The following is a 21,732-nucleotide window of genomic DNA, read 5'->3' on the forward strand; positions in this document are numbered from 1 at the left end:
TAACAAATAATCTCAATGTTGCGCTCAGGTGAATCGCGCCAGCAAATTACGGATTATCCTGAAATGCGTTTCTCTGTTGCCCGACATATGCGTAAAATGAACGGTAGATTAAAAAAGGATAGTGACGTATGCGCATTCATATATTAGGAATTTGTGGCACGTTTATGGGCGGTCTGGCGATTCTGGCGCGCCAGTTGGGCCATGAAGTAACGGGTTCGGACGCCAATGTGTATCCGCCGATGAGCACCTTACTTGAGAAGCAAGGCATTGAACTGATTCAGGGTTATGATGCCAGCCAGCTCGATCCTCAGCCGGATCTGGTGATTATTGGCAACGCCATGACCCGTGGAAATCCGTGTGTGGAAGCGGTACTGGAAAAAAACATTCCATATATGTCAGGTCCGCAGTGGTTGCACGATTTTGTGCTGCGCGACCGCTGGGTGCTGGCCGTTGCCGGTACACACGGTAAAACCACCACCGCGGGAATGGCGACCTGGATTCTGGAACAGTGCGGCTATAAACCAGGTTTTGTGATCGGTGGAGTACCGGGGAACTTTGACGTTTCTGCACGCCTGGGCGAAAGCGACTTCTTTGTTATCGAAGCAGACGAGTATGACTGCGCCTTCTTCGACAAACGCTCTAAGTTTGTTCATTACTGCCCGCGAACGCTGATCCTCAACAACCTTGAGTTCGACCACGCCGATATCTTCGACGACCTGAAAGCGATTCAGAAACAATTCCACCATCTGGTGCGTATTGTTCCTGGTCAGGGGCGTATTATCTGGCCGGAAAACGACATCAACCTGAAACAAACCCTGGCGATGGGCTGCTGGAGTGAACAGGAGCTGGTGGGCGAGCAAGGTCACTGGCAGGCGAAAAAGCTGACCACTGACGCTTCCGAATGGGAAGTCTTGCTGGATGGCGAAAAAGTGGGCGAAGTGAAATGGTCGCTGGTGGGCGAACATAATATGCACAATGGTTTGATGGCGATTGCTGCGGCCCGTCATGTTGGCATCGCACCGGCTGATGCTGCTAACGCGCTGGGATTGTTTATCAATGCCCGTCGCCGCCTGGAACTGCGTGGCGAAGCTAATGGCGTGACGGTGTATGACGATTTTGCCCATCACCCAACGGCAATTCTGGCAACGCTGGCGGCGCTGCGCGGCAAAGTTGGCGGTACGGCGCGTATTATTGCCGTGCTTGAGCCGCGTTCCAACACCATGAAGATGGGCGTCTGCAAAGATGATTTGGCACCGTCATTAGGTCGTGCCGATGAAGTCTTCCTGCTGCAACCGTCACATATTCCGTGGCAGGTAGCTGAAGTGGCAGAAGCATGTATTCAGCCTGCGCACTGGAGTGGAGATGTTGATGCGCTGGCAGAAATGGTGGTGAAAACCGCTCAGCCTGGCGACCATATTCTGGTGATGAGCAACGGCGGTTTTGGTGGGATCCATCAGAAACTGCTGGATGGTCTGGCGAAGAAAGCGGAAGCTGTGCAGTAATCCTGAGACGTTTTATCAGGCCTACAGGGGCAACGTGCTTTTGTAGGCCGGATAAGGCGTTGACGCCGCACCCGGCATTTGAGCATAGCGCCTGATGCGACGCTTGACGCGTCTTATCAGGCCTACAGATCTGGCGGTGCACTGCATCCGGCAAACCATACTCACATCAACAACGAAAATTACCCTTCGTTCTCTGCCAGCTCGCGCAGATACTGGAAAATCTGGCGTGCGGATTTCGGCGGCTTATTCCCTTCTTTCTCTTTCTTCGCGTTGCGGATCAGAGCACGCAGTTGCTGACGATCGGCATCTGGCCACAGATTCAATACTTCAGCGATAGCATCATCCCCTTGATCGATCAGACGATCGCGCAGGTTTTCCAGTTTATGGAACAACACCACCTGCTGGTTGTGGCGGTTTTTCAGCTTATCCAGCGCCTGACGGATAGGCTCTACATCGCGTTGGCGCAGCATCTTACCAATGAGCTGCAACTGGCGGCGGCGACCTTCCATCTTAATACGCTGGGCTAACTCAATAGCCGCACGCAGATCCGCATCTAACGGGATCTTATCCAGCGCGTTTTTCCCCAGATCAACAATTTCTGCGCCCAGGCGTTTTAGCTCCTCGGCGTCACGTTTAATTTCACTTTTACTGACCCAGATAATTTCATCGTCTTCGTCTTCGATGTCATCACCGGGAACGTCGTCGAGCCAGTCTTCGGGCTGCTTAGTCATGTCAGGCTCCTTAAAAAAAGAGGCTAATGTTACCAGTTAAGATGCGCACTGAAAAACGGTTCTCTGTTAGACTTCAGAGAAACTCTCTACATTATGGCACTTGCAATGAAAGTAATCTCTCAAGTTGAAGCGCAGCGCAAGATTCTGGAAGAAGCAGTTTCGACTGCGCTGGAGTTGGCCTCAGGCAAATCGGACGGTGCGGAAGTTGCCGTCAGCAAGACCACCGGCATTAGCGTTAGTACGCGCTATGGTGAAGTGGAGAATGTCGAATTCAATAGTGATGGCGCGCTGGGGATAACCGTTTATCACCAGAACCGCAAAGGTAGCGCATCATCCACCGATTTAAGCCCGCAGGCCATTGCACGCACCGTACAGGCGGCGCTGGATATTGCGCGTTACACTTCGCCAGATCCGTATGCAGGCGTGGCAGATAAAGAACTGCTGGCTTTCGACGCGCCGGATCTTGACTTGTTCCACCCCGCAGAAGTCTCTCCAGACGAAGCCATTGAACTGGCGGCCCGTGCTGAACAGGCGGCATTACAGGCGGATAAACGCATTACCAACACCGAAGGCGGCAGTTTTAACAGCCATTACGGCGTCAAAGTTTTCGGTAATAGCCACGGTATGTTGCAAGGCTACTGCTCAACGCGTCATTCGCTCTCCAGTTGCGTGATTGCCGAAGAAAATGGCGATATGGAGCGTGATTATGCCTACACCATTGGCCGCGCGATGAGCGATCTACAAACGCCAGAGTGGGTCGGGGCCGACTGCGCTCGCCGTACCTTATCGCGTCTGTCACCGCGTAAACTCTCCACCATGAAAGCGCCGGTCATTTTTGCCAATGAAGTGGCAACCGGGCTTTTTGGGCATCTGGTTGGGGCGATAGCGGGTGGATCGGTTTACCGTAAATCCACCTTCCTGCTGGATTCGCTGGGTAAACAAATTCTGCCGGACTGGCTGACCATTGAAGAGCATCCGCATCTGCTGAAAGGGCTGGCATCTACGCCATTCGACAGCGAAGGTGTTCGCACCGAACGTCGCGACATTATTAAAGATGGCATCCTGACTCAGTGGCTGCTGACCAGCTACTCGGCGCGCAAATTGGGGCTGAAAAGCACCGGACACGCGGGCGGTATTCACAACTGGCGCATTGCCGGACAAGGTCTAAGCTTCGAGCAGATGCTCAAAGAGATGGGCACTGGGCTGGTGGTGACGGAATTGATGGGCCAGGGCGTGAGTGCAATTACCGGTGATTATTCCCGTGGTGCGGCGGGCTTCTGGGTAGAAAACGGCGAAATTCAGTATCCGGTTAGCGAAATCACCATCGCAGGTAATTTAAAAGATATGTGGCGCAATATTGTCACCGTCGGTAACGATATTGAAACACGCAGTAATATACAGTGTGGTTCTGTGCTGTTGCCGGAGATGAAAATCGCCGGACAGTAAAAAAACTGGCGCGACCTGCCGCGCTATAAACTAAAAAATTACACAAAATCATTCGCACTGCATCGAGACGGAAAGTGAATGAGGGCCGGGGAGCGTACTCGTAGTACGTGACTCGGGCGAATGAGCGTAGCCGTCGATGAGGCAGTGTGAAGGATGAAGTGTAAATAAAAAAGGAAGTGAGCAATGCGTAAAAGCCTGTTAGCTATTCTTGCAGTCTCCTCGTTGGTATTCAGTTCGGTGTCGTTTGCCGCTGAGCTGGAAGACAATATGGAAACCCTCAACGACAATTTAAAAGTGGTCGAAAAAGCGGATAACGCGGCGCAAGTCAAAGACGCGTTAACCAAAATGCGTGCCGCGGCGCTGGATGCGCAAAAAGCAACGCCGCCGAAGCTGGAAGGAAAATCGCCAGACAGCCCGGAAATGAAAGACTTCCGCCACGGTTTCGACATTCTGGTTGGCCAGATTGACGACGCGCTGAAGCTGGCTAATGAAGGTAAAGTAAAAGAAGCGCAGGCCGCCGCAGAGCAACTGAAAACGACCCGCAATTCATATCACAAGAAGTATCGTTAATTCCTTATTTCCCTGTTGCCTGCACTCAGGTAACAGGGAGCTTATCAACGTAAATGGTGTACCACCTGGTTGCTGCTGCCGCGCCAGATCAAGGAAGGGTCTTTTAAATCCTGCATAAACTTGCCATCAACCAGCACGTTAATCAAATCAACAACCTGCATTTGTGCAGCGTTGAGTTCGTCGAGTTTATACCCTGTCCACACCCAAATGTCTTTACCCGGGCATTCGGCACGGATGCGTTGTACCAGTTTCAGAATATCCGGCACGTTTTGCGGATGCAGCGGATCGCCGCCGGAGAGGGAAATGCCCTGGCGTTTGATGCGAGTGTCGTTCAGATCGTTGATGATCTGGTCTTCCATTTCTTTGGTAAATGGCTGACCGGAATTTACCCGCCAGGTGCTTTTGTTATAGCAACCGGGGCATTCATGAACACACCCGGAGACAAACAGGGTGCAACGAGTGCCGGGGCCGTTGACGATGTCGACAGGATAGTATTGATGGAAGTTCATATTTCGCCTGGCTTATCAGTCCGCGTGTAGGCCGGATAAGGCGGTTTACGCCACATCCTGCAATCAACGCCGGATGCGACGCTTTCACATCACATCCGGCATTTGCTTAACGCAGCGTGGAGATCAACCGATCTGCCCATTTCCCAAATGTTTAACGCGGCGCTTAACTTCTTCCTGCTTGCCGGCGTTAAACGGACGCGCATCCGGACTACCTAAATATCCGCACACGCGGCGAGTTACCGACACACGGGAGGTGTCATGGTTACCACATTTCGGACAAGTGAAGCCTTTGCTGGTGCACTCAAACTCGCCGGTAAAGCCACATTCGTAGCATTCATCGATCGGCGTGTTGGTGCCGTAATACGGCACATGCTGATAGCTGTAATCCCAGACATCTTCCAGCGCCTTCAGGTTGTGCTGAATGTTTGGATACTCGCCGTAGCAAATGAAACCACCGTTCGCCAGCGGCGGGTAAGGCGCTTCAAAGTCGATCTTGTCGTACGGGTTCACCTTCTTCTCCACATCGAGGTGGAAACTGTTGGTGTAGTAACCTTTATCGGTCACGCCCGGCACCACGCCAAACTCAGCGGTATCGAGACGGCAGAAGCGGTCGCACAGGTTCTCACTCGGCGTACTGTAGAGGCTGAAACCGTAGCCGGTTTCTTCTTTCCACTGATCCACCGCCTGACGCAGACGTTCAACAATCGCAATACCTTTCGCACGCAGCTGCTCGTTGTCGTAAACATGCTCGCCGCCGAACAGCGCGTTAATGGTTTCGTGGATACCGATGTAACCCAGCGAGATAGACGCTCGACCGTTTTTGAAGATTTCAGACACGTCGTCGTCTGCATTCAGACGCACGCCACAAGCACCTTCCATATAGAGGATCGGGGCTACGCGCGCTTTCACGCCTTCCAGACGAGCGATACGGGTCATCAGCGCCTTACGTGCCAGCACCAGACGTTCATCCAGCAGCTTCCAGAAGGTGGCTTCATCGCCTTTTGCTTCCAGAGCAATACGCGGCAGGTTCAGGCTGATCACGCCGAGGTTGTTACGACCATCGTGGATCTGCTCACCGTTTTCGTCTTCCCACACGCCGAGGAAGCTGCGGCAGCCCATCGGGGTTTTAAACGAACCGGTGACTTTCACTACCTGATCGTAGTTCAGGATATCCGGATACATGCGCTTGCTCGCGCACTCCAGCGCCAGTTGTTTGATGTCGTAGTTCGGATCGCCCACTTTATGGTTCAGACCATCGCGAATTGCGAACACCAGTTTCGGGAACACGGCGGTTTTACGGTTTTTACCCAGGCCCGCGATACGGTTACGCAGGATAGATTCCTGAATCAGGCGCGATTCCCAGCTGGTACCCAGACCAAAGCCAAAGGTCACAAACGGCGTCTGACCGTTGGCGGTGTGCAGGGTATTTACTTCATATTCCAGCGACTGGAATGCGTCGTAGCACTCTTTGATGGTACGAGAGTTAGCGTAACCTTCGACGTCAGGAATGCTCCACTCTTCCGCGGTTTTACGGTGTTTGTTGTAGCTGGCGGTGACAAACGGCGCCAGAACTTCGTCGATACGGTTAATGGTGGTGCCACCATAAATATGGCTGGCGACCTGAGCAATAATTTGCGCAGTTACTGCGGTAGCTGTAGAGATCGACTTCGGCGGTTCAATCTCGGCATTCCCCATCTTAAAGCCTTGCGTCAGCATGCCTTTCAGGTCGATCAACATGCAGTTGAACATTGGGAAGAACGGCGAGTAATCGAGATCGTGGTAGTGGATATCACCACGTTCATGCGCCTGCACCACGTCACGCGGCAGCAGGTGCTGACGTGCATAGTGTTTAGCAACAATCCCGGCCAGCAGGTCACGCTGGGTCGGAATGACTTTACTGTCTTTATTCGCGTTTTCATTGAGCAGCGAGGAATTAGTCTGCTCGACCAGACCACGGATCTCCTGGTTCAGACGACCGCGTTTTTCACGTTCAATGTCGCGATCGTGACGGTACTCAATATATGCACGGGCCAGTTGTTTGTACGGGCCAGACATCAGTTGGTTTTCAACAGCGGTCTGGATTTCGTTGATATCTACCTGGTTACGCCCCTGCATTTGCTCGCTGACGATAGCGGCAACAGTGGCACAATAATCTGCATCATCGACTTCCGCTGCTTTAGCTGCACGCAGAATAGCTTCTTTGATGCGCTCTGATTTAAACGGCACTTTGCAGCCGTCTCGTTTCATCACATGCGGTGTCATGATCGCTCCATATTTTTAAGAACAGGTTATCCACAGAAAGTTGGGAAGTGCGCCCCGGTTTATTCAGCTCTTGTTACGGGGATTTACTGCAATCCCAATTCGCTTTATCCACAATTGTGTCGGCTTCGTTGATGTGTATCTTGTTGCAAGTTTAGACGATGGATACAACATATTGGGTTTAGATGCATTTTAAAGTCTATATATAGTGCTTTGCATTAAGGATGTTTGCGTTTTTTTTGATTTAGCTCAAAGTAAAAAGCAGAGAGTACGGATGGCGGGCGCTAGAGCGATGTGTAAATTTTTTGATGATTTTCTGGTTATAAAATCAACAAAAACAATATACTACCCGGTAAGTCCCCGGAAATACTCGCTTTAGCATGGTCTGGAGAGGGATTATCTCTGAAACCACCAGACAGCCTCAAAAGACCGTAATGTCGTGGCACAGAGTTGTGGTGAGGTTTCTTCAAAGCTATACATCAGAAGCTGCCAGTAGTGTTCTGAACACTCTTTGGATAAATCTGGTAGAAGGTAACTCTCAGGAAAGGGCTGCTGGGATGACGATTTGTTGAGGTTCGCTGCGTCCGGTTACCTGTTCGATCAACTGGCTGGCAGCCTGACGTCCGGCTTCGGCGTAGCCTGGATCAACGGTGACGATCTCCGGATGGAGAAACTTCATTAACGGCGTATTACCGACGCTCGCCAGTTGCAGTGTGTCGATGTGTTGCTCTTGCAGGTACTTACATGCCCCGAGCGCCAGCGTGTCGGTTGCGCACAGCAACGCAGTGGTTTCTGGCGTAATCACTTTTGCCACGTTCTCGTAACCTTGCTTCATGGCCAGGCCGGGCAGGGCGGCGACGGGATGTAGTTTATGTGCTTTGCAAAATGCCAGATAAGCCTCATGACGCCGCTTACCAGTGGTAATGTCGCTGTGTGGTACGCCAAGATAACTGATATTGCGATGCCCCCGATCGTAGAGGCATTGCATCAGAATCTTAATCGCCCCTTCGTCGTCATAACAGACCGAAGCAAAACCTTTTGCGTCATGCGCCAGCAGTACCAGAGATGATTGCCAGTGAGCTAACATTTCTTCCGTTATGCCGGTAAAACCGAACAGCACCACTCCGTCAATATTGCGACGTTTCAGAACGCCTAAATGTTCAGTAACCAGCTGTGGCGAAAACTGGCTTTCCATCATGATCGGATCGTAACCCTGTTCATAGAATGCCGGCAGCATCGTCTGAACGGCGAGATTTTCTGATAACGAATCCAGACGGGTGACGATAATAGCAACCACTTTATCGCTTTGCCCACGCATAGCACGCGCGGATCGGGAAGGGGAAAATCTATGCTGATTCATCACTGCTTCCACGCGCTCGCGCGTGTGCTGACTCACGCCACTTTCGTTATTCAGCACTCGGGAAACCGTGGATTTCCCCACGCCGCTTAAACGAGCAATGTCTTTGATGGTCAGCCGATTTTGCATCCTGTTGTCCCGTAATTTGCGTTTAATTATTTGAGCCTAACTTTACCCACGCATTCAGCAATGGGTAAAGTCTGGTTTATCGTTGGTTTAGTTGCTTGCAGATATTATATCGGCATAAATGCTACGAATATTATTGGATTCTCCTTATTATTTGCGGCGCTTTTTTCACTTACCGGAGGTTATATGGAACCTGATCCCACGCCTCTCCCTCGACGGAGATTAAAACTTTTCCGGTAAGCCCGTCTTTTCACGGCATTACCGGATGTGTAAGGCCGTGACGTTTTAACGTCCCAGCTCATGTTTATTACCTTCAGGTAAGGCTTTGCGACGCCTGAAGATATTTTCTGCACCATGCTTACAGGGTGCGGAGGGACTTCCTATGTTTAAAGAAATTTTTACCCGGCTCATTCGCCATTTACCTTCTCGTCTGGTCCATCGCGATCCGTTGCCTGGTGCGCAACAGACAGCGAATATTCCGATCCCGCCTTCCTTAAGCGCGCATTGCCTGAAAATGGCGGTGATGCCAGAAAAGGAATTATGGAAAACCTTCGGCACGCATCCAGAAGGGTTAAATCAGGCGGAAGTGGAATTAGCCTGCGAACAACACGGTGAAAATAAACTACCCGCGCAACAACCGTCGCCGTGGTGGGTACATTTGTGGGTCTGTTATCGCAACCCCTTTAATATTTTGCTCACGATCCTCGGCGGCATTTCTTACGCCACGGAAGATTTATTTGCCGCGGGCGTTATTGCGTTAATGGTAGCTATTTCTACGTTGCTGAACTTTATTCAGGAAGCGCGCTCCACCAAAGCAGCAGATGCCCTGAAAGCGATGGTCAGTAATACTGCGACGGTGCTGCGCGTAATTAACGATAAAGGCGAAAATGGCTGGCTGGAGATCCCGATCGATCAGCTGGTGCCTGGCGATATTATTAAACTGGCGGCGGGAGATATGATCCCGGCAGATTTACGTATTTTGCAGGCGCGGGATCTGTTCGTCGCCCAGGCATCGTTAACCGGTGAGTCTCTGCCCGTGGAAAAAGCCGCAACCACTCGCCAGCCAGAGCACAGCAATCCGCTGGAGTGCGATACCCTGTGTTTTATGGGCACCACCGTGGTGAGCGGTACGGCACAAGCAATGGTGATTGCCACAGGTGCCAACACTTGGTTTGGTCAACTGGCGGGGCGTGTCAGCGAGCAGGAAAGCGAGCCGAATGCTTTTCAGCAAGGGATCAGCCGCGTCAGTATGCTGCTGATTCGCTTTATGCTGGTGATGGCGCCTGTGGTGCTGTTGATCAACGGGTACACCAAAGGCGACTGGTGGGAAGCGGCACTTTTCGCGCTTTCGGTAGCAGTAGGCTTAACGCCGGAAATGTTGCCGATGATTGTCACCTCGACGCTGGCGCGTGGAGCAGTAAAACTGTCGAAACAGAAAGTGATTGTCAAACATCTGGACGCGATTCAGAACTTTGGTGCAATGGATATTCTGTGCACTGATAAAACAGGCACCCTGACGCAAGATAAAATTGTGCTGGAGAATCATACCGATATCTCCGGTAAAACCAGTGAGCGCGTGCTGCATAGCGCGTGGTTGAACAGTCATTACCAGACCGGACTTAAAAACCTACTTGATACGGCGGTGCTGGAAGGTATAGATGAAAAGTCAGCGCGCTCGCTGGCCAGTCGTTGGCAGAAAGTGGATGAAATTCCTTTTGATTTCGAGCGTCGCCGGATGTCGGTGGTAGTGGCAGAAAATGCCGAACACCATCAACTGGTGTGCAAAGGCGCATTGCAGGAAATCCTTAATGTATGTTCGCAGGTGCGTCACAATGGCGCGATTGTTCCGCTCGATGACACCATGCTGCGTAAGATTAAGCGGGTTACAAATACGCTTAATCGTCAGGGGTTGCGTGTGGTGGCGGTGGCGACGAAATATCTGCCCGCGCGTGAAGGGGATTATCAGCGGGCGGATGAATCCGACCTGATCCTCGAAGGATATATTGCTTTCCTTGATCCGCCAAAAGAGACAACCGCTCCGGCACTGAAGGCATTAAAAGCGAGTGGAATTACCGTCAAAATCCTTACTGGCGACAGTGAGTTAGTGGCGGCGAAAGTGTGCCATGAAGTGGGACTAGATGCGGGAGAGGTGGTAATTGGTAGTGATATTGAAACGCTAAATGACGATGAACTGTCAAGCTTGGCGCAACGTACCACACTGTTTGCCCGCCTGACGCCGATGCATAAAGAACGCATCGTGACCTTGCTAAAGCGCGAAGGGCATGTGGTTGGCTTTATGGGCGATGGTATTAATGATGCGCCCGCCTTACGCGCTGCGGATATCGGCATTTCTGTGGACGGTGCGGTAGATATTGCCCGTGAAGCGGCTGATATCATTCTGCTGGAAAAAAGCCTGATGGTACTGGAAGAGGGGGTTATTGAAGGACGCCGAACTTTTGCCAACATGTTGAAATACATCAAAATGACGGCGAGTTCGAACTTCGGTAATGTGTTCAGCGTGCTGGTGGCGAGTGCTTTCTTGCCCTTCCTGCCGATGTTGCCGTTACACTTGCTTATTCAAAACCTGCTGTACGATGTGTCACAGGTGGCGATTCCGTTTGATAACGTTGATGACGAGCAAATTCAAAAGCCGCAGCGTTGGAATCCGGCGGATTTGGGGCGCTTTATGATCTTCTTCGGACCGATCAGCTCGATCTTCGATATTCTGACGTTTTGCCTGATGTGGTGGGTATTTCATGCCAATACGCCGGAAACGCAAACGCTGTTCCAGTCGGGCTGGTTTGTGGTGGGATTACTGTCGCAAACGCTGGTTGTGCATATGATCCGCACCCGCCGTGTGCCGTTTATTCAGAGTTGTGCGTCGTGGCCATTGATGGCGATGACCGCGATCGTGATAGTCGTGGGGATCGCGTTGCCGTTTTCACCGCTGGCTGGTTATCTGCAACTGCAGGCACTGCCGTTAAGTTACTTCCCGTGGCTGATTGCGATTCTGGCAGGGTATATGGTGTTAACGCAGTTGGTTAAAGGGATTTATAGTCGTCGTTACGGCTGGCAGTAAAGAATTAACTGGGCATGGTGGCCCGGATTCAGATTGCAGACAAAGTGAGCTTAGTTCATGCCGGATGCGGCGTAAACGCCTTATCCGGCCTACAAATTCAATTAATTGCAGGAATCACGTAGGCCTGATAAGCGTAGCGCATCAGGCGATTTTGCTTTTGTCATCAGACTTAATCCGGGCATGATAGCCCGGATTTCCATCAAGATTAGCGACGAACAGCGATCGCTTCGATCTCAATCTTCACGTCTTTCGGCAGACGTGCAACTTCAACGCAAGAACGTGCCGGGAAGGTGGCATTGTGCTCGGTGAAGAACGCTTCGTAAGTGGCGTTTACGGTTGCGAAATCGTTCAAATCTTTCACAAACACGGTGGTTTTAACGATATCGCCCACTTTCAGACCTGCCGCTTCCACGATCGCTTTTACGTTATCCAGCGACTGACGCGCCTGTGCAGCGACGTCTGCCGGTACTTCGCCAGTTTTCGGGTTTACCGGGATCTGACCGGAAGTGATGATCATACTGCCCAGATCAACGCCCTGAACATACGGACCGATAGCTGCGGGTGCATTTTCCGTCGCGATAGTTTTGCTCATGATTTCTCCTTTATTACAGCGGTAAAAAGTCTGGCTCATTATAGGGAGCCTGACATTTATTACCAACCGCAATTAATTGGCCAGCACCACATTATGCGAAAACTCTTTTTCACAATATTTGCATTTGAGCGCAATATCATTGGCGCGTTTTCTCACGGCAAAGCTGGAAGAAACCGGTTCTGCATGGCTGATACAGTTGCTGTTCGGGCAGACCAGCACATTATCAATACGTTCCGGCAGGCTGGGGCGTGATTTGCCGACCACTTCATAGTTGTCGATACGGTTTACCGTGGCTTGCGGCGCATACAGTGCCAGTTGGTCTACTTGATCTTCACTTAAAAAGGTATTTTCGATTTTGATCAGATCCTTGCGGCCCATCTCGCCGGAAGGTAGGTTCAGACCGATGGTGATGCGCTGATCGGTTTCGGTTAACTTGAACAAGCTCAACAGCTTAAATCCGATCTGGGCGGGGATATGGTCAATTACCGTGCCGCGTTTAATAGCTTCAACTTGCAATTTATTATCGTGTGTCATCTCTATTTCCCCTTACAGTACCAGATCGCGATTCAGAACCAGTGCCAGTAACGCTTGGCGAGCGAAAATCCCATTGCCTGCTTGCTGGAAGTACCAGGCGTGCGGCGTGTTATCGACATCCGTCGCAATTTCATCAATACGCGGCAGCGGATGCAGCACTTTCATATTGGCTTTGGCGTTGTGGAGATCGCTGGCGCGCAGGACAAACTGTGCTTTTACGTTGGCGTATTCGGACGGGTCCAGACGCTCTTTTTGCACGCGAGTCATATACAGAATGTCCACTTCCGCCATCACTTCTTCAATGGAACTATGCAGACTCCAGGCGATACCTTTTTCATCGAGCATATCCAGAATGTATTGCGGCATTGCCAGCGCGTCCGGCGCGATGAAGTAAAAACGGTTGCCGTCGAACTTCGCCAGCGCCTGGGTCAGGGAGTGAACGGTGCGACCATATTTCAGGTCGCCGACCATTGCGACGCGAAGATTGTCGAGACGTCCCTGGGTTTCCTGAATGGTGAACAGATCCAGCAAGGTTTGCGTCGGATGTTGGTTGGAGCCATCACCGGCATTCAGTACCGGTACATTGCCGGAAAATTCGGTTGCCAGGCGTGCCGCACCTTCCTGTGGATGGCGCATCACAATCGCATCGACGTAAGTGCTGATAACCGAGATGGTATCAGCCAGCGTTTCCCCTTTTTTTCCCAGTGAGGTGTTTGCGCTGTCAGAGAATCCCACCACACTAGCGCCCAGGCGGTGCATCGAGGTTTCGAAAGAGAGGCGGGTGCGGGTTGATGCTTCGAAGAAGCAACTGGCAATCACTTTATGTTTCAACAGTTCTGGTTGCGGGTTCGCTTTCAGTTTCGCCGCTGTCGCCAGCACCAGATTAAGGTCATCGCGACTAAGGTCGTTTATGGAAATGATATGTTTTTGATATAGCGGATTAGCCATCTTTTATCTCCTGACGCCAGGGCAAAAAAAAGCCCCTCGATTGAGGGGCTGGGAATAGGTGAACAACGGGAAGAAAAACGGCAGGCCAGCGTCTTTTTTCAGACGCGGTAAGACAAAATGTCGAACACACTGAACCATACATCCTCCCGGCAAATTGTCCGGCATTATACTCAGCCAGAAAGTGGGATCAAGCAATCAATGCAAAAAATTACCCAGGTAAACGATTGTAGTGAATTTATATGCTTTAAAATTGAGTTTTTAACAATATTTTTTTTGTGGCAAGCGGGCAGAAAAACATGCTTTGGCGCAATCGGACAGCAAAAAATGCTGGTATGGCAGTAAGGAATTACGTATAACGAGAGAAATGAAACATTGTTTTAATTGAGGAATGAAAAAGATGATCATCGGAAATATTCATAATCTCCAGCCGTGGTTGCCAGAAGAGTTACGCCAGGCCATTGAACATATCAAAATGCACGTTACGGCAGAAACGCCAAAAGGTAAGCACGATATCGAAGGCAACCGTCTGTTTTATCTTATCTCTGAAGATATGACTGAGCCGTATGAAGCGCGTCGCGCGGAGTATCATGCCCGCTATCTCGACATCCAGATTGTGTTAAAAGGGCAGGAAGGAATGACTTTTAGCACACAACCTGCGGGTACGCCGGATACTGACTGGTTAGCTGATAAAGACATCGCCTTTTTGCCTGAAGGTATTGAAGAGAAAACAGTTATCCTTAATGAAGGCGATTTTGTTGTGTTTTATCCGGGTGAAGTGCACAAACCGCTGTGCGCAGTGGGTGAGCCTGCTCAGGTTCGCAAAGCGGTTGTTAAGATGCTGATGGCTTAAGCGAGTACCTGCCGGTGGCGACGTGAAGCCGCCTCCGGTACTGAAATTATTTGGCAAGCGTCGCGACCATTACCGCTTTGATAGTATGCATACGGTTTTCCGCCTGATCAAAAACAATGCTGGCGGGAGATTCGAAAACCTCGTCCGTTACTTCCATCCCACCATGTAGGCCAAATTCTTCAGCCATCTTTTTGCCAAGCGTTGTTTGGTCATCATGAAACGCGGGCAGGCAGTGGAGGAATTTGACCTCCGGGTTACCAGTTAACTGCATCATCTTGCTATTCACCTGATAATCACGCAGCAATGCAATCCGTTCAGCCCATTTCTCTTTTGCTTCACCCATTGATACCCACACATCGGTATAGATAAAGTCAGCACCTTTAACGCCAGTCGCGACATCTTCTGTCAGGGTAATATTCCCGCCATTTTGTTGTGCCAGGGCGCGGCATTCCGTAACCAGCGAAGATTCTGGCCAGCATGCCTGTGGCGCCACCAGACGCAAATCCAGACCGGTCAGCGCGGCCGCTTCCAGCATCGAGTTCCCCATGTTATTGCGGGCATCTCCGGCGTAGACCAGCGTCATCTCATTAAACGCTTTACCCGGTAAATGTTCTTGCATGGTCAGCAGATCTGCCAGCAGTTGCGTGGGGTGGAACTCATTGGTCAGCCCATTCCATACCGGGACGCCAGCGTATTCCGCCAGTGTTTCGACAATCTCCTGACCATAGCCGCGATACTGAATACCGTCATACATGCGGCCAAGCACGCGGGCGGTATCTTTAATTGACTCTTTATGGCCAATCTGGCTGCCGCTCGGGCCGAGATAAGTAACGCGAGCGCCCTGGTCATATGCGGCAACTTCGAAAGAGCATCGGGTACGGGTTGAGTCTTTTTCGAAGATGAGCGCGATGTTTTTACCGGTGAGTCTGGCTTCTTCTTTACCGCTTTTTTTATCTGCTTTTAGTTTAGCGGCTAGCTGGAGCAAGGTGTTGAGTTCAGCTGGCGTGAAATCAAGTAATTTCAGGAAATGCTTATGATAAAACCCGGACATAGATCCCTCCTGTGGCTTACGCCATAATGAATTAAAATTCAATTTATATGTATGAATATTCATTTGCAAGCCTAAAGCATAAAACTTTGTCACAAAGGTGGAGGCAATGTCAGTGGTGTGTGACAATAAGAGTATCAGCAGGACATTAAGAGGAATAAGTCATGGCAAACCCGGAACAACTCGAAGAACAGCGTGAAGAAACACGTTTGATTATTGAAGAATTACTGGAAGATGGCAGCGATCCGGACGCGCTGTACACCATCGAACATCACCTTTCCGCAGACGATCTGGAAACCCTGGAAAAAGCAGCGGTTGAAGCGTTTAAACTCGGTTACGAAGTGACCGATCCGGAAGAGCTGGAAGTGGAAGATGGCGATATCGTAATTTGCTGTGACATCGTCAGCGAATGCGCGTTGAATGCCGATCTGATCGATGCCCAGGTTGAGCAATTGATGAACCTGGCAGAGAAATTCGACGTTGAATACGACGGTTGGGGGACTTATTTTGAAGATCCTAACGGCGAAGATGGCGACGATGAAGATTATGTCGACGAAGACGATGACGGTGTTCGCCATTAATTAATTGATTAAAATGCCCGATAGCACACACTAGCGGGCATTTTTTTAGAGTTCGCGCAACATCCGCACTTCACAATCAACATGGCCCGTGCAGCCAAGTGCATAGTCGATATGTTGAAAACCTAAATGTTCATACAAACCAATCGCTTCTTTCAAAAAAGCGGTCGTTTCCAGATAGCAGCGTTTGAAGCCCATTTCTCGTGCCTGCTCCATCGCCATTAAGGCCAGTTTTTTCGCCAGCCCTTTGCCGCGAATGGCGGGAAGAAAATACATTTTCTGCAGTTCGCAAATGTCCGATTCACTACCTGCTAATGGCGCAATCCCGCCGCCGCCCACCACTTCGCCATTGTGCTCAACTACCCAATAGGCATGACCGGGCTGACTATACACTTGATACAATTCGTCGAGATTGGGATCGGCGACGGTATAGCCTTTATCAGCGGTAAGACCGTACTCTGCGGACACCTGGCGGATGACGCTGGCGATGGCGGGATTATCGGCGGCGGTAAGTTTGCGCAAACGGAGCGCGGGCGAAACGACAACATTCATAGCATAGCTCAATTTCAAATGTATGATTTATAGCTCCCTTTAATACCACCCTCGCTTATGTGGTGCAAGAAGAAGATAAATCAGAAAATATTAAGCATATATCGCTTAGATAAAGCGTATTCTAGGTGGTCCAGTATCAATTGACTGGAATTATTATCTATATGAATGGAATTTATTTTAGGGATATAGTTCATGAATGGTGTAAACGTCGGGAAAGATAATCCTCGTCACGCATTTGTTTTTACAGGCAAGGGTAGTGAGTATTTTCTTATTTGTCTTGTGAATTTTTTACTGACAATTATTACTCTGGGGATATATGGGCCGTGGGCATTGATAAAATGCCGTCGTTATATTTATCAACATGTGACACTCAAGGGGCAACCATTTAGTTATAAGGGAACAGGTGGTGCCATTTTTGTTAGCATGTTACTTATTGTGGCGGTTTATCTTCTCAGTATTTCTTGTTTTGCAGGCCAACACTTTGCGCTCGGTTTATTCCTGTTTGCTCTCTTTATCTGCGGTATTCCTTGCATGGCAGTGAAGAGTCTGCAGTATCAGGCGAACATGACCTCGCTGAATGACATTCGCTTTGGCTTTAACTGCTCAATGCTTCGTGCATGGTGGGTTATGTTAGGTCTGCCTGTTCTGTTGGCGTTAGCTTTTTGGCTCGCACTGCACCTTATTGCGCAAGTGACGACATCGATAGGTGGGTTAATCTTTAACTTAGTGGTCTTAAGTTTGCTTTCCGTCATCGGACTGGGTGTTATCAATGGTATTACCTATAGCAAGTGGATGCCATTACTGGGTAATAACGCGACTTTTGGTGTCCATCAATTTTCCATTAAGGTCAACGTAAAAGAATGCATTAAAGGCTGTATGCTCGCAATATTAACCATGGTTCCTTTCATCATTGTGATTGGTATTATGATTGCGCCAGTATTTCAGCAGTTAATGATGATGACCATGTTGGGTAGGTCTGATGCGGGCAGGGAGCTAGTATTGCAATATTACCCGCAGATTACGGCTTCTTATTTCCTGTATTTTGTCGCGATTCTTGTTTTTGCCAGTTATCTCTATGTCACGTTACGCAATCTGTTTTTGAATAATCTGACACTGGCAAATGGCACTATTCGTTTTCATTCATCTGTTACCGCGATCGGTATGCTTTTGCGCATGTTGGCGGTATTAATGGGGTCCTCAATTACCTGTGGTCTGGCTTATCCCTGGCTGAAAATGTGGATGGTTAGCTGGGTTGCTAACAATACCCATGTCCAGGGCGACCTTGATTCGCTGGAGTTAACCAATGATGACAAACCGCAGGATAGCGGTCCGTTAATGTGGATATCTCGCGGTATTATGCCGTATGTTCCGTTTATCTAAATAAAAAGGCCGGAGCATGCTCCGGCCTTCGTTTTCTTCACAGTGTTGATTACAGCGCGGCGATAACTGCCTGCTGTTCAATCAGCTTCGCTTTCGCTTCCGCATAACCTTCCAGCTTTTCACGCTCTTTCGCGATGACCGCTTCCGGTGCGCGCGCTACAAAGCCTTCGTTCGCCAGCTTGTTCTCGATGCGGCTGATTTCACCTTCAATCTTTGCCACTTCTTTTGCCAGACGCGCCAGCTCATCTTCTTTGTTAATGAGGCCCGCCATCGGGATCAGCAGCTCTGCACCGTCGACGATCTTAGTAACGGAAACCGGGCCTTTGTCATCCGCAGGCAGTACGGTGATGCTTTCCAGACGCGCCAGCGTTTGCAGGAAGCCACGGTTTTCGTTCACGCGACGTTCTGCATCTGCACTGCAACCACGCAGCAGCAGCTCCAGCGGTTTGCCCGGCGCGATGTTCATTTCCGCGCGGATATTACGTACAGCAACGATCGCCTGCTTCAGCCACTCGGTGTCGGCCAGCGCCGCTTCATCGACCTGAGACGCATCGTACTGCGGGAACGGCTGCAGCATGATGGTGTCGGCAGTGATGCCGCAAAGTACTTTCACACGCTGCCAGATGGTTTCGGTGATGAACGGAATGATCGGATGCGCGAGGCGCAGCAGACCTTCCAGCACGGTCACCAGCGTATGGCGAGTACCGCGCAGTTCGGCTTCGGTGCCACCGTTCATTACCGGCTTGGTCAGCTCCAGATACCAGTCGCAGAACTGGTTCCAGGTGAATTCATACAGAATGCCTGCGGCGATATCGAAGCGGAAGCTGTCCAGCGCTTCGCGGTACGCTTTGATGGTCTGGTTGAACTCCGCCAGAATCCAGCGGTCCGCCAGTGACAGCGTCATTTCGCCGCCGTTGAAGCCGCAATCCTGACCTTCCGTGTTCATCAGCACAAAGCGGCTGGCGTTCCACAGCTTGTTACAGAAGTTACGGTAGCCTTCCAGACGCTTCATATCCCAGTTGATGTCACGACCGGTAGAAGCCAGCGCCGCCAGGGTGAAGCGCAGCGCGTCAGTACCGTGCGGCTCAATGCCGTTCGGGAACTGCTTCTCGGTGCGCTTACGGATTTTATCCGCCAGCTGTGGCTGCATCATATTGCCGGTACGTTTTTCCAGCAGTTCTGGCAGCGAAATACCGTCAACCATATCCAGCGGGTCGATAACGTTACCCTTGGATTTAGACATCTTCTGGCCTTCGTCATCACGAATCAGACCGGTCATGTAAACGGTGTGGAACGGCACCTGCGGTTTGCCATTTTCATCTTTGATGAAGTGCATGGTCATCATGATCATGCGGGCAATCCAGAAGAAGATGATGTCGAAACCAGACACCATTACGCTGGTTGGGTGGAACTGACGCAGGGCGTCGGTGTTTTCCGGCCAGCCAAGGGTAGAGAATGTCCACAGTGCAGAAGAGAACCAGGTGTCGAGAACGTCTTCGTCCTGACGCAGGGCAACATCAGCACCGAGGTTATTTTCTTTACGCACTTCGTCTTCGTTGCGGCCAACATAAACGTTACCCGCTTCGTCATACCATGCAGGGATACGGTGACCCCACCACAGCTGACGAGAGATACACCAGTCCTGAATATCGCGCATCCAGGAGAAGTACATGTTTTCGTACTGCTTCGGTACGAACTGAATGTCGCCGTTCTCAACCGCTTCAACCGCCGGTTTCGCCAGTACATCGGCACGCACGTACCACTGGTCGGTCAGCATCGGTTCGATAACTACGCCGCCACGGTCGCCGTAAGGAACGGTCAGGTCGTGCGGTTTAATTTCTTCCAGCAGGCCAAGCGCGTCAACCGCAGCAACGATGGCTTTACGCGCAGCAAAACGCTCCAGTTTCTGGAACTCTGCCGGGATCTCGCTGGAATAAACATCAGATTCGTTACCTTTGGTATCGAACACTTGAGCGCTTTCACGGATATCACCGTCAAAGGTCAGGATGTTGATCATCGGCAGGGCGTGACGTTTACCGACTTCATAGTCGTTAAAGTCGTGCGCCGGAGTGATCTTCACGCAGCCGGTGCCTTTTTCCATATCGGCGTGTTCGTCGCCCACGATCGGAATACGACGGTTAACCAGCGGCAGAATGACATATTTGCCAATCAGATCTTTGTAACGCGGGTCTTCCGGGTTAACGGCCACGCCGGTGTCGCCCAGCAAGGTTTCCGGACGGGTAGTCGCAACCACCAGATAATCTTTACCGTCTGCGGTTTTCGCGCCATCAGCCAGCGGATAGCGGATGTGCCACATCGAACCTTTCGATTCGCGGTTTTCTACTTCCAGGTCAGAGATAGCGGTACGCAGTTTCGGGTCCCAGTTTACCAGGCGTTTGCCACGGTAAATCAGGTCTTCTTTATACAGACGGACGAAAACTTCTTTCACCGCATTGGACAAGCCTTCGTCCATGGTGAAGCGTTCACGCTCCCAGTCGACGGAGTTGCCGAGACGGCGCATCTGACGGGTAATGGTGCCGCCGGATTCCGCTTTCCATTCCCAGATTTTGTCGATGAAAGCTTCGCGGCCGTAATCGTGACGGGTTTTACCTTCTTCTGCGGCAATCTTGCGCTCAACGACCATCTGGGTAGCGATCCCGGCGTGGTCAGTACCGACCTGCCACAGGGTGTTTTTGCCCTGCATGCGCTGATAGCGGATCATGGTATCCATGATGGTTTGCTGGAAGGCGTGACCCATATGCAAACTGCCGGTGACGTTCGGCGGCGGGATCATGATGCAGAAACTTTCCTGGCTTTCATCGCCATTAGGCTTAAAGTAGCCCTGCTTTTCCCAGTGCTCGTAAAGCGGCTGTTCGATATCTTGTGGGTTATATGTCTTTTCCATTATTTCCAGGTTGCCGTATTCAGGTTGAAACCAGCCACGCGGTAGGCTTTATAGCGTTCGCGCGCCAGTTGTTTCAGAGAATCTTCATAAGGGACGAAGTCTACCACTTCTGTGAAAGCGGTGGCAAAATCTGCAAAGCTTGTTCGCAGACTAATCAATATATCGCGCGGGCTGCTGCTGCGTTTTTGCGGCCAGGCGATCTCCACCGGCGCACCGCCGCGCGGTCCTTCTCCCGCTAAATTATGCGGAACAAAGCTTTCTGCCGGACGTGCCCACAGGGCTTCATCCAGCCGGTAAGCCTGCTTTTCATCTTCACAGGCGATGAGCACGCGCTTACCACTGCGCCAACGTTCTGCGGCAATTTCACACACCAACTGCTCAACGGCGCTTAAGCCATCGACGGTGGAGTCATTGTCCAGAAGGTAGAACGTCGCGTTTTTCATATATGGGGCTTCTTGTGGTGGATTTAAATATGCATCTGGTAATACACAGCATTGCCTGATGCGACGCTGCCACGTCTTATCAGGCCTACAAGTTCAGTGCTGTGTGTCGGTCGGATAAGGCGTTCACGCCGCATCCGACAATAACAGCGTTGCCTGATGCGACGCAGCCGCGTCTTATCAGGCCTGCGAGTTCAGTGCTGTGTAGGTCGGATAAAGCGTTCACGCCGCATCCTACAATAACAGCATTGCCTGATGCGACGCTGCCGCGTCTTATCAGGCCTACGAGTTCAGTGCTGTGTGTCGGTCGGATAAGGCGTTCACAC

20 protein-coding genes and 1 pseudogene are annotated in these 21,732 nt (G+C 50.9%); 8 read left to right on the plus strand and 13 right to left on the minus strand.

The features are described 5' to 3' along the window. The first annotated feature begins 128 nt into the window (after window positions 1–128). Entirely contained in the window at window positions 129–1,502 is a 1,374-nt protein-coding gene (gene mpl / locus D9738_RS03215) for a UDP-N-acetylmuramate:L-alanyl-gamma-D-glutamyl-meso-diaminopimelate ligase (RefSeq protein WP_130259536.1), read from the plus strand. A gap of 179 nt (window positions 1,503–1,681) precedes the next feature. Here the strand turns inward: mpl and yjgA are convergent, their stop codons facing one another. Continuing rightward, window positions 1,682–2,233, minus strand: a complete 552-nt coding sequence (gene yjgA / locus D9738_RS03220) for a ribosome biogenesis factor YjgA (RefSeq protein ID WP_130259537.1) — start codon at window positions 2,231–2,233, stop codon at window positions 1,682–1,684. A 93-nt stretch (window positions 2,234–2,326) separates the two neighbouring features. Between yjgA and pmbA the strand changes: the two genes are divergently transcribed. Further along, window positions 2,327–3,679, plus strand: a complete 1,353-nt coding sequence (gene pmbA / locus D9738_RS03225; RefSeq protein WP_032230414.1) for a metalloprotease PmbA — start codon at window positions 2,327–2,329, stop codon at window positions 3,677–3,679. A 183-nt stretch (window positions 3,680–3,862) separates the two neighbouring features. Next, window positions 3,863–4,249, plus strand: coding sequence for a cytochrome b562 (gene cybC, locus D9738_RS03230; protein WP_130206066.1), 387 nt, complete (start codon window positions 3,863–3,865; stop codon window positions 4,247–4,249). Between the two features lie 44 nt (window positions 4,250–4,293). Here cybC and nrdG read toward each other — a convergent pair whose 3' ends face one another. From nrdG to treR, 4 genes and pseudogenes are all read right to left on the minus strand, one after another. Continuing rightward, window positions 4,294–4,758 carry an anaerobic ribonucleoside-triphosphate reductase-activating protein gene (gene nrdG / locus D9738_RS03235; RefSeq protein WP_064530204.1) on the minus strand — a complete coding sequence of 155 codons (465 nt, stop codon included), beginning with the start codon at window positions 4,756–4,758 and terminating at the stop codon, window positions 4,294–4,296. Between the two features lie 123 nt (window positions 4,759–4,881). Continuing rightward, window positions 4,882–7,020: an anaerobic ribonucleoside-triphosphate reductase gene (gene nrdD / locus D9738_RS03240; RefSeq protein ID WP_130206068.1), complete on the minus strand. Its 2,139-nt coding sequence runs from the start codon at window positions 7,018–7,020 to the stop codon at window positions 4,882–4,884. A gap of 393 nt (window positions 7,021–7,413) precedes the next feature. Further along, window positions 7,414–7,509, minus strand: a pseudogene (locus D9738_RS24985) (hypothetical protein); the annotation flags it as partial. Window positions 7,510–7,555: 46 nt separating this feature from the next. Then, window positions 7,556–8,530, minus strand: a complete 975-nt coding sequence (gene treR / locus D9738_RS03245) for a trehalose operon repressor TreR (protein WP_276320292.1) — start codon at window positions 8,528–8,530, stop codon at window positions 7,556–7,558. 156 nt (window positions 8,531–8,686) lie between these two features. Between treR and mgtL the strand changes: the two genes are divergently transcribed. Next, on the plus strand, window positions 8,687–8,740 hold the full coding sequence (gene mgtL / locus D9738_RS03250; RefSeq protein ID WP_001387276.1) for a mgtA regulatory leader peptide MgtL: 54 nt from the start codon (window positions 8,687–8,689) through the stop codon (window positions 8,738–8,740). Between the two features lie 142 nt (window positions 8,741–8,882). Further along, window positions 8,883–11,579, plus strand: a complete 2,697-nt coding sequence (gene mgtA / locus D9738_RS03255; RefSeq protein ID WP_130259538.1) for a magnesium-translocating P-type ATPase — start codon at window positions 8,883–8,885, stop codon at window positions 11,577–11,579. A gap of 205 nt (window positions 11,580–11,784) precedes the next feature. Here mgtA and D9738_RS03260 read toward each other — a convergent pair whose 3' ends face one another. The 4 genes from D9738_RS03260 to pyrL all read right to left on the minus strand — a co-directional run bounded on the left by D9738_RS03260 (window position 11,785) and on the right by pyrL (window position 13,791). After that, complete coding sequence (locus D9738_RS03260; RefSeq protein ID WP_000047542.1) at window positions 11,785–12,171, minus strand: enamine/imine deaminase; 387 nt, start codon at window positions 12,169–12,171, stop codon at window positions 11,785–11,787. 72 nt (window positions 12,172–12,243) lie between these two features. Then, a complete protein-coding gene (pyrI, locus tag D9738_RS03265; protein WP_000148581.1) occupies window positions 12,244–12,705 on the minus strand; it encodes an aspartate carbamoyltransferase regulatory subunit in 462 nt (153 codons plus the stop codon). Window positions 12,706–12,717: 12 nt separating this feature from the next. Continuing rightward, the gene (gene pyrB, locus D9738_RS03270; RefSeq protein ID WP_130259539.1) at window positions 12,718–13,653 is read right to left on the minus strand and encodes an aspartate carbamoyltransferase; all 936 of its coding nucleotides are present in this window, start codon (window positions 13,651–13,653) and stop codon (window positions 12,718–12,720) included. Between the two features lie 3 nt (window positions 13,654–13,656). Beyond that, window positions 13,657–13,791 (minus strand): pyr operon leader peptide, encoded by a 135-nt coding sequence (gene pyrL / locus D9738_RS03275; protein ID WP_032341226.1) that lies wholly within the window; start codon window positions 13,789–13,791, stop codon window positions 13,657–13,659. Window positions 13,792–14,050: 259 nt separating this feature from the next. Here pyrL and tabA point away from each other — a divergent pair, with 259 nt between their 5' ends. Continuing rightward, entirely contained in the window at window positions 14,051–14,503 is a 453-nt protein-coding gene (gene tabA, locus D9738_RS03285) for a toxin-antitoxin biofilm protein TabA (RefSeq protein WP_130216649.1), read from the plus strand. Window positions 14,504–14,549: 46 nt separating this feature from the next. On the opposite strand, the gene argF is transcribed toward tabA, so the two are convergent. After that, window positions 14,550–15,554 carry an ornithine carbamoyltransferase gene (gene argF, locus D9738_RS03290; protein ID WP_130257925.1) on the minus strand — a complete coding sequence of 335 codons (1,005 nt, stop codon included), beginning with the start codon at window positions 15,552–15,554 and terminating at the stop codon, window positions 14,550–14,552. Window positions 15,555–15,715: 161 nt separating this feature from the next. On the opposite strand from argF, the gene rraB reads away from it, so the two are divergent. Continuing rightward, window positions 15,716–16,132, plus strand: a complete 417-nt coding sequence (gene rraB / locus D9738_RS03295; protein WP_130206080.1) for a ribonuclease E inhibitor RraB — start codon at window positions 15,716–15,718, stop codon at window positions 16,130–16,132. Window positions 16,133–16,177: 45 nt separating this feature from the next. Here rraB and D9738_RS03300 read toward each other — a convergent pair whose 3' ends face one another. Beyond that, window positions 16,178–16,681 (minus strand): GNAT family N-acetyltransferase, encoded by a 504-nt coding sequence (locus D9738_RS03300; protein ID WP_130206082.1) that lies wholly within the window; start codon window positions 16,679–16,681, stop codon window positions 16,178–16,180. Between the two features lie 192 nt (window positions 16,682–16,873). On the opposite strand from D9738_RS03300, the gene D9738_RS03305 reads away from it, so the two are divergent. Further along, window positions 16,874–18,061: a DUF898 family protein gene (locus D9738_RS03305; protein ID WP_130259541.1), complete on the plus strand. Its 1,188-nt coding sequence runs from the start codon at window positions 16,874–16,876 to the stop codon at window positions 18,059–18,061. 49 nt (window positions 18,062–18,110) lie between these two features. Here D9738_RS03305 and valS read toward each other — a convergent pair whose 3' ends face one another. Both valS and holC read right to left on the minus strand, forming a co-directional pair. Then, a complete protein-coding gene (valS, locus tag D9738_RS03310; protein WP_130259542.1) occupies window positions 18,111–20,966 on the minus strand; it encodes a valine--tRNA ligase in 2,856 nt (951 codons plus the stop codon). Beyond that, window positions 20,966–21,409: a DNA polymerase III subunit chi gene (holC, locus tag D9738_RS03315; RefSeq protein WP_130259543.1), complete on the minus strand. Its 444-nt coding sequence runs from the start codon at window positions 21,407–21,409 to the stop codon at window positions 20,966–20,968. The genes valS and holC overlap by 1 nt, the downstream gene beginning before the upstream one ends. Between the last annotated feature and the right edge of the window lie 323 nt (window positions 21,410–21,732).

The organism is Escherichia sp. E10V5 (assembly GCF_004212315.1).
GTDB lineage: Bacteria > Pseudomonadota > Gammaproteobacteria > Enterobacterales > Enterobacteriaceae > Escherichia.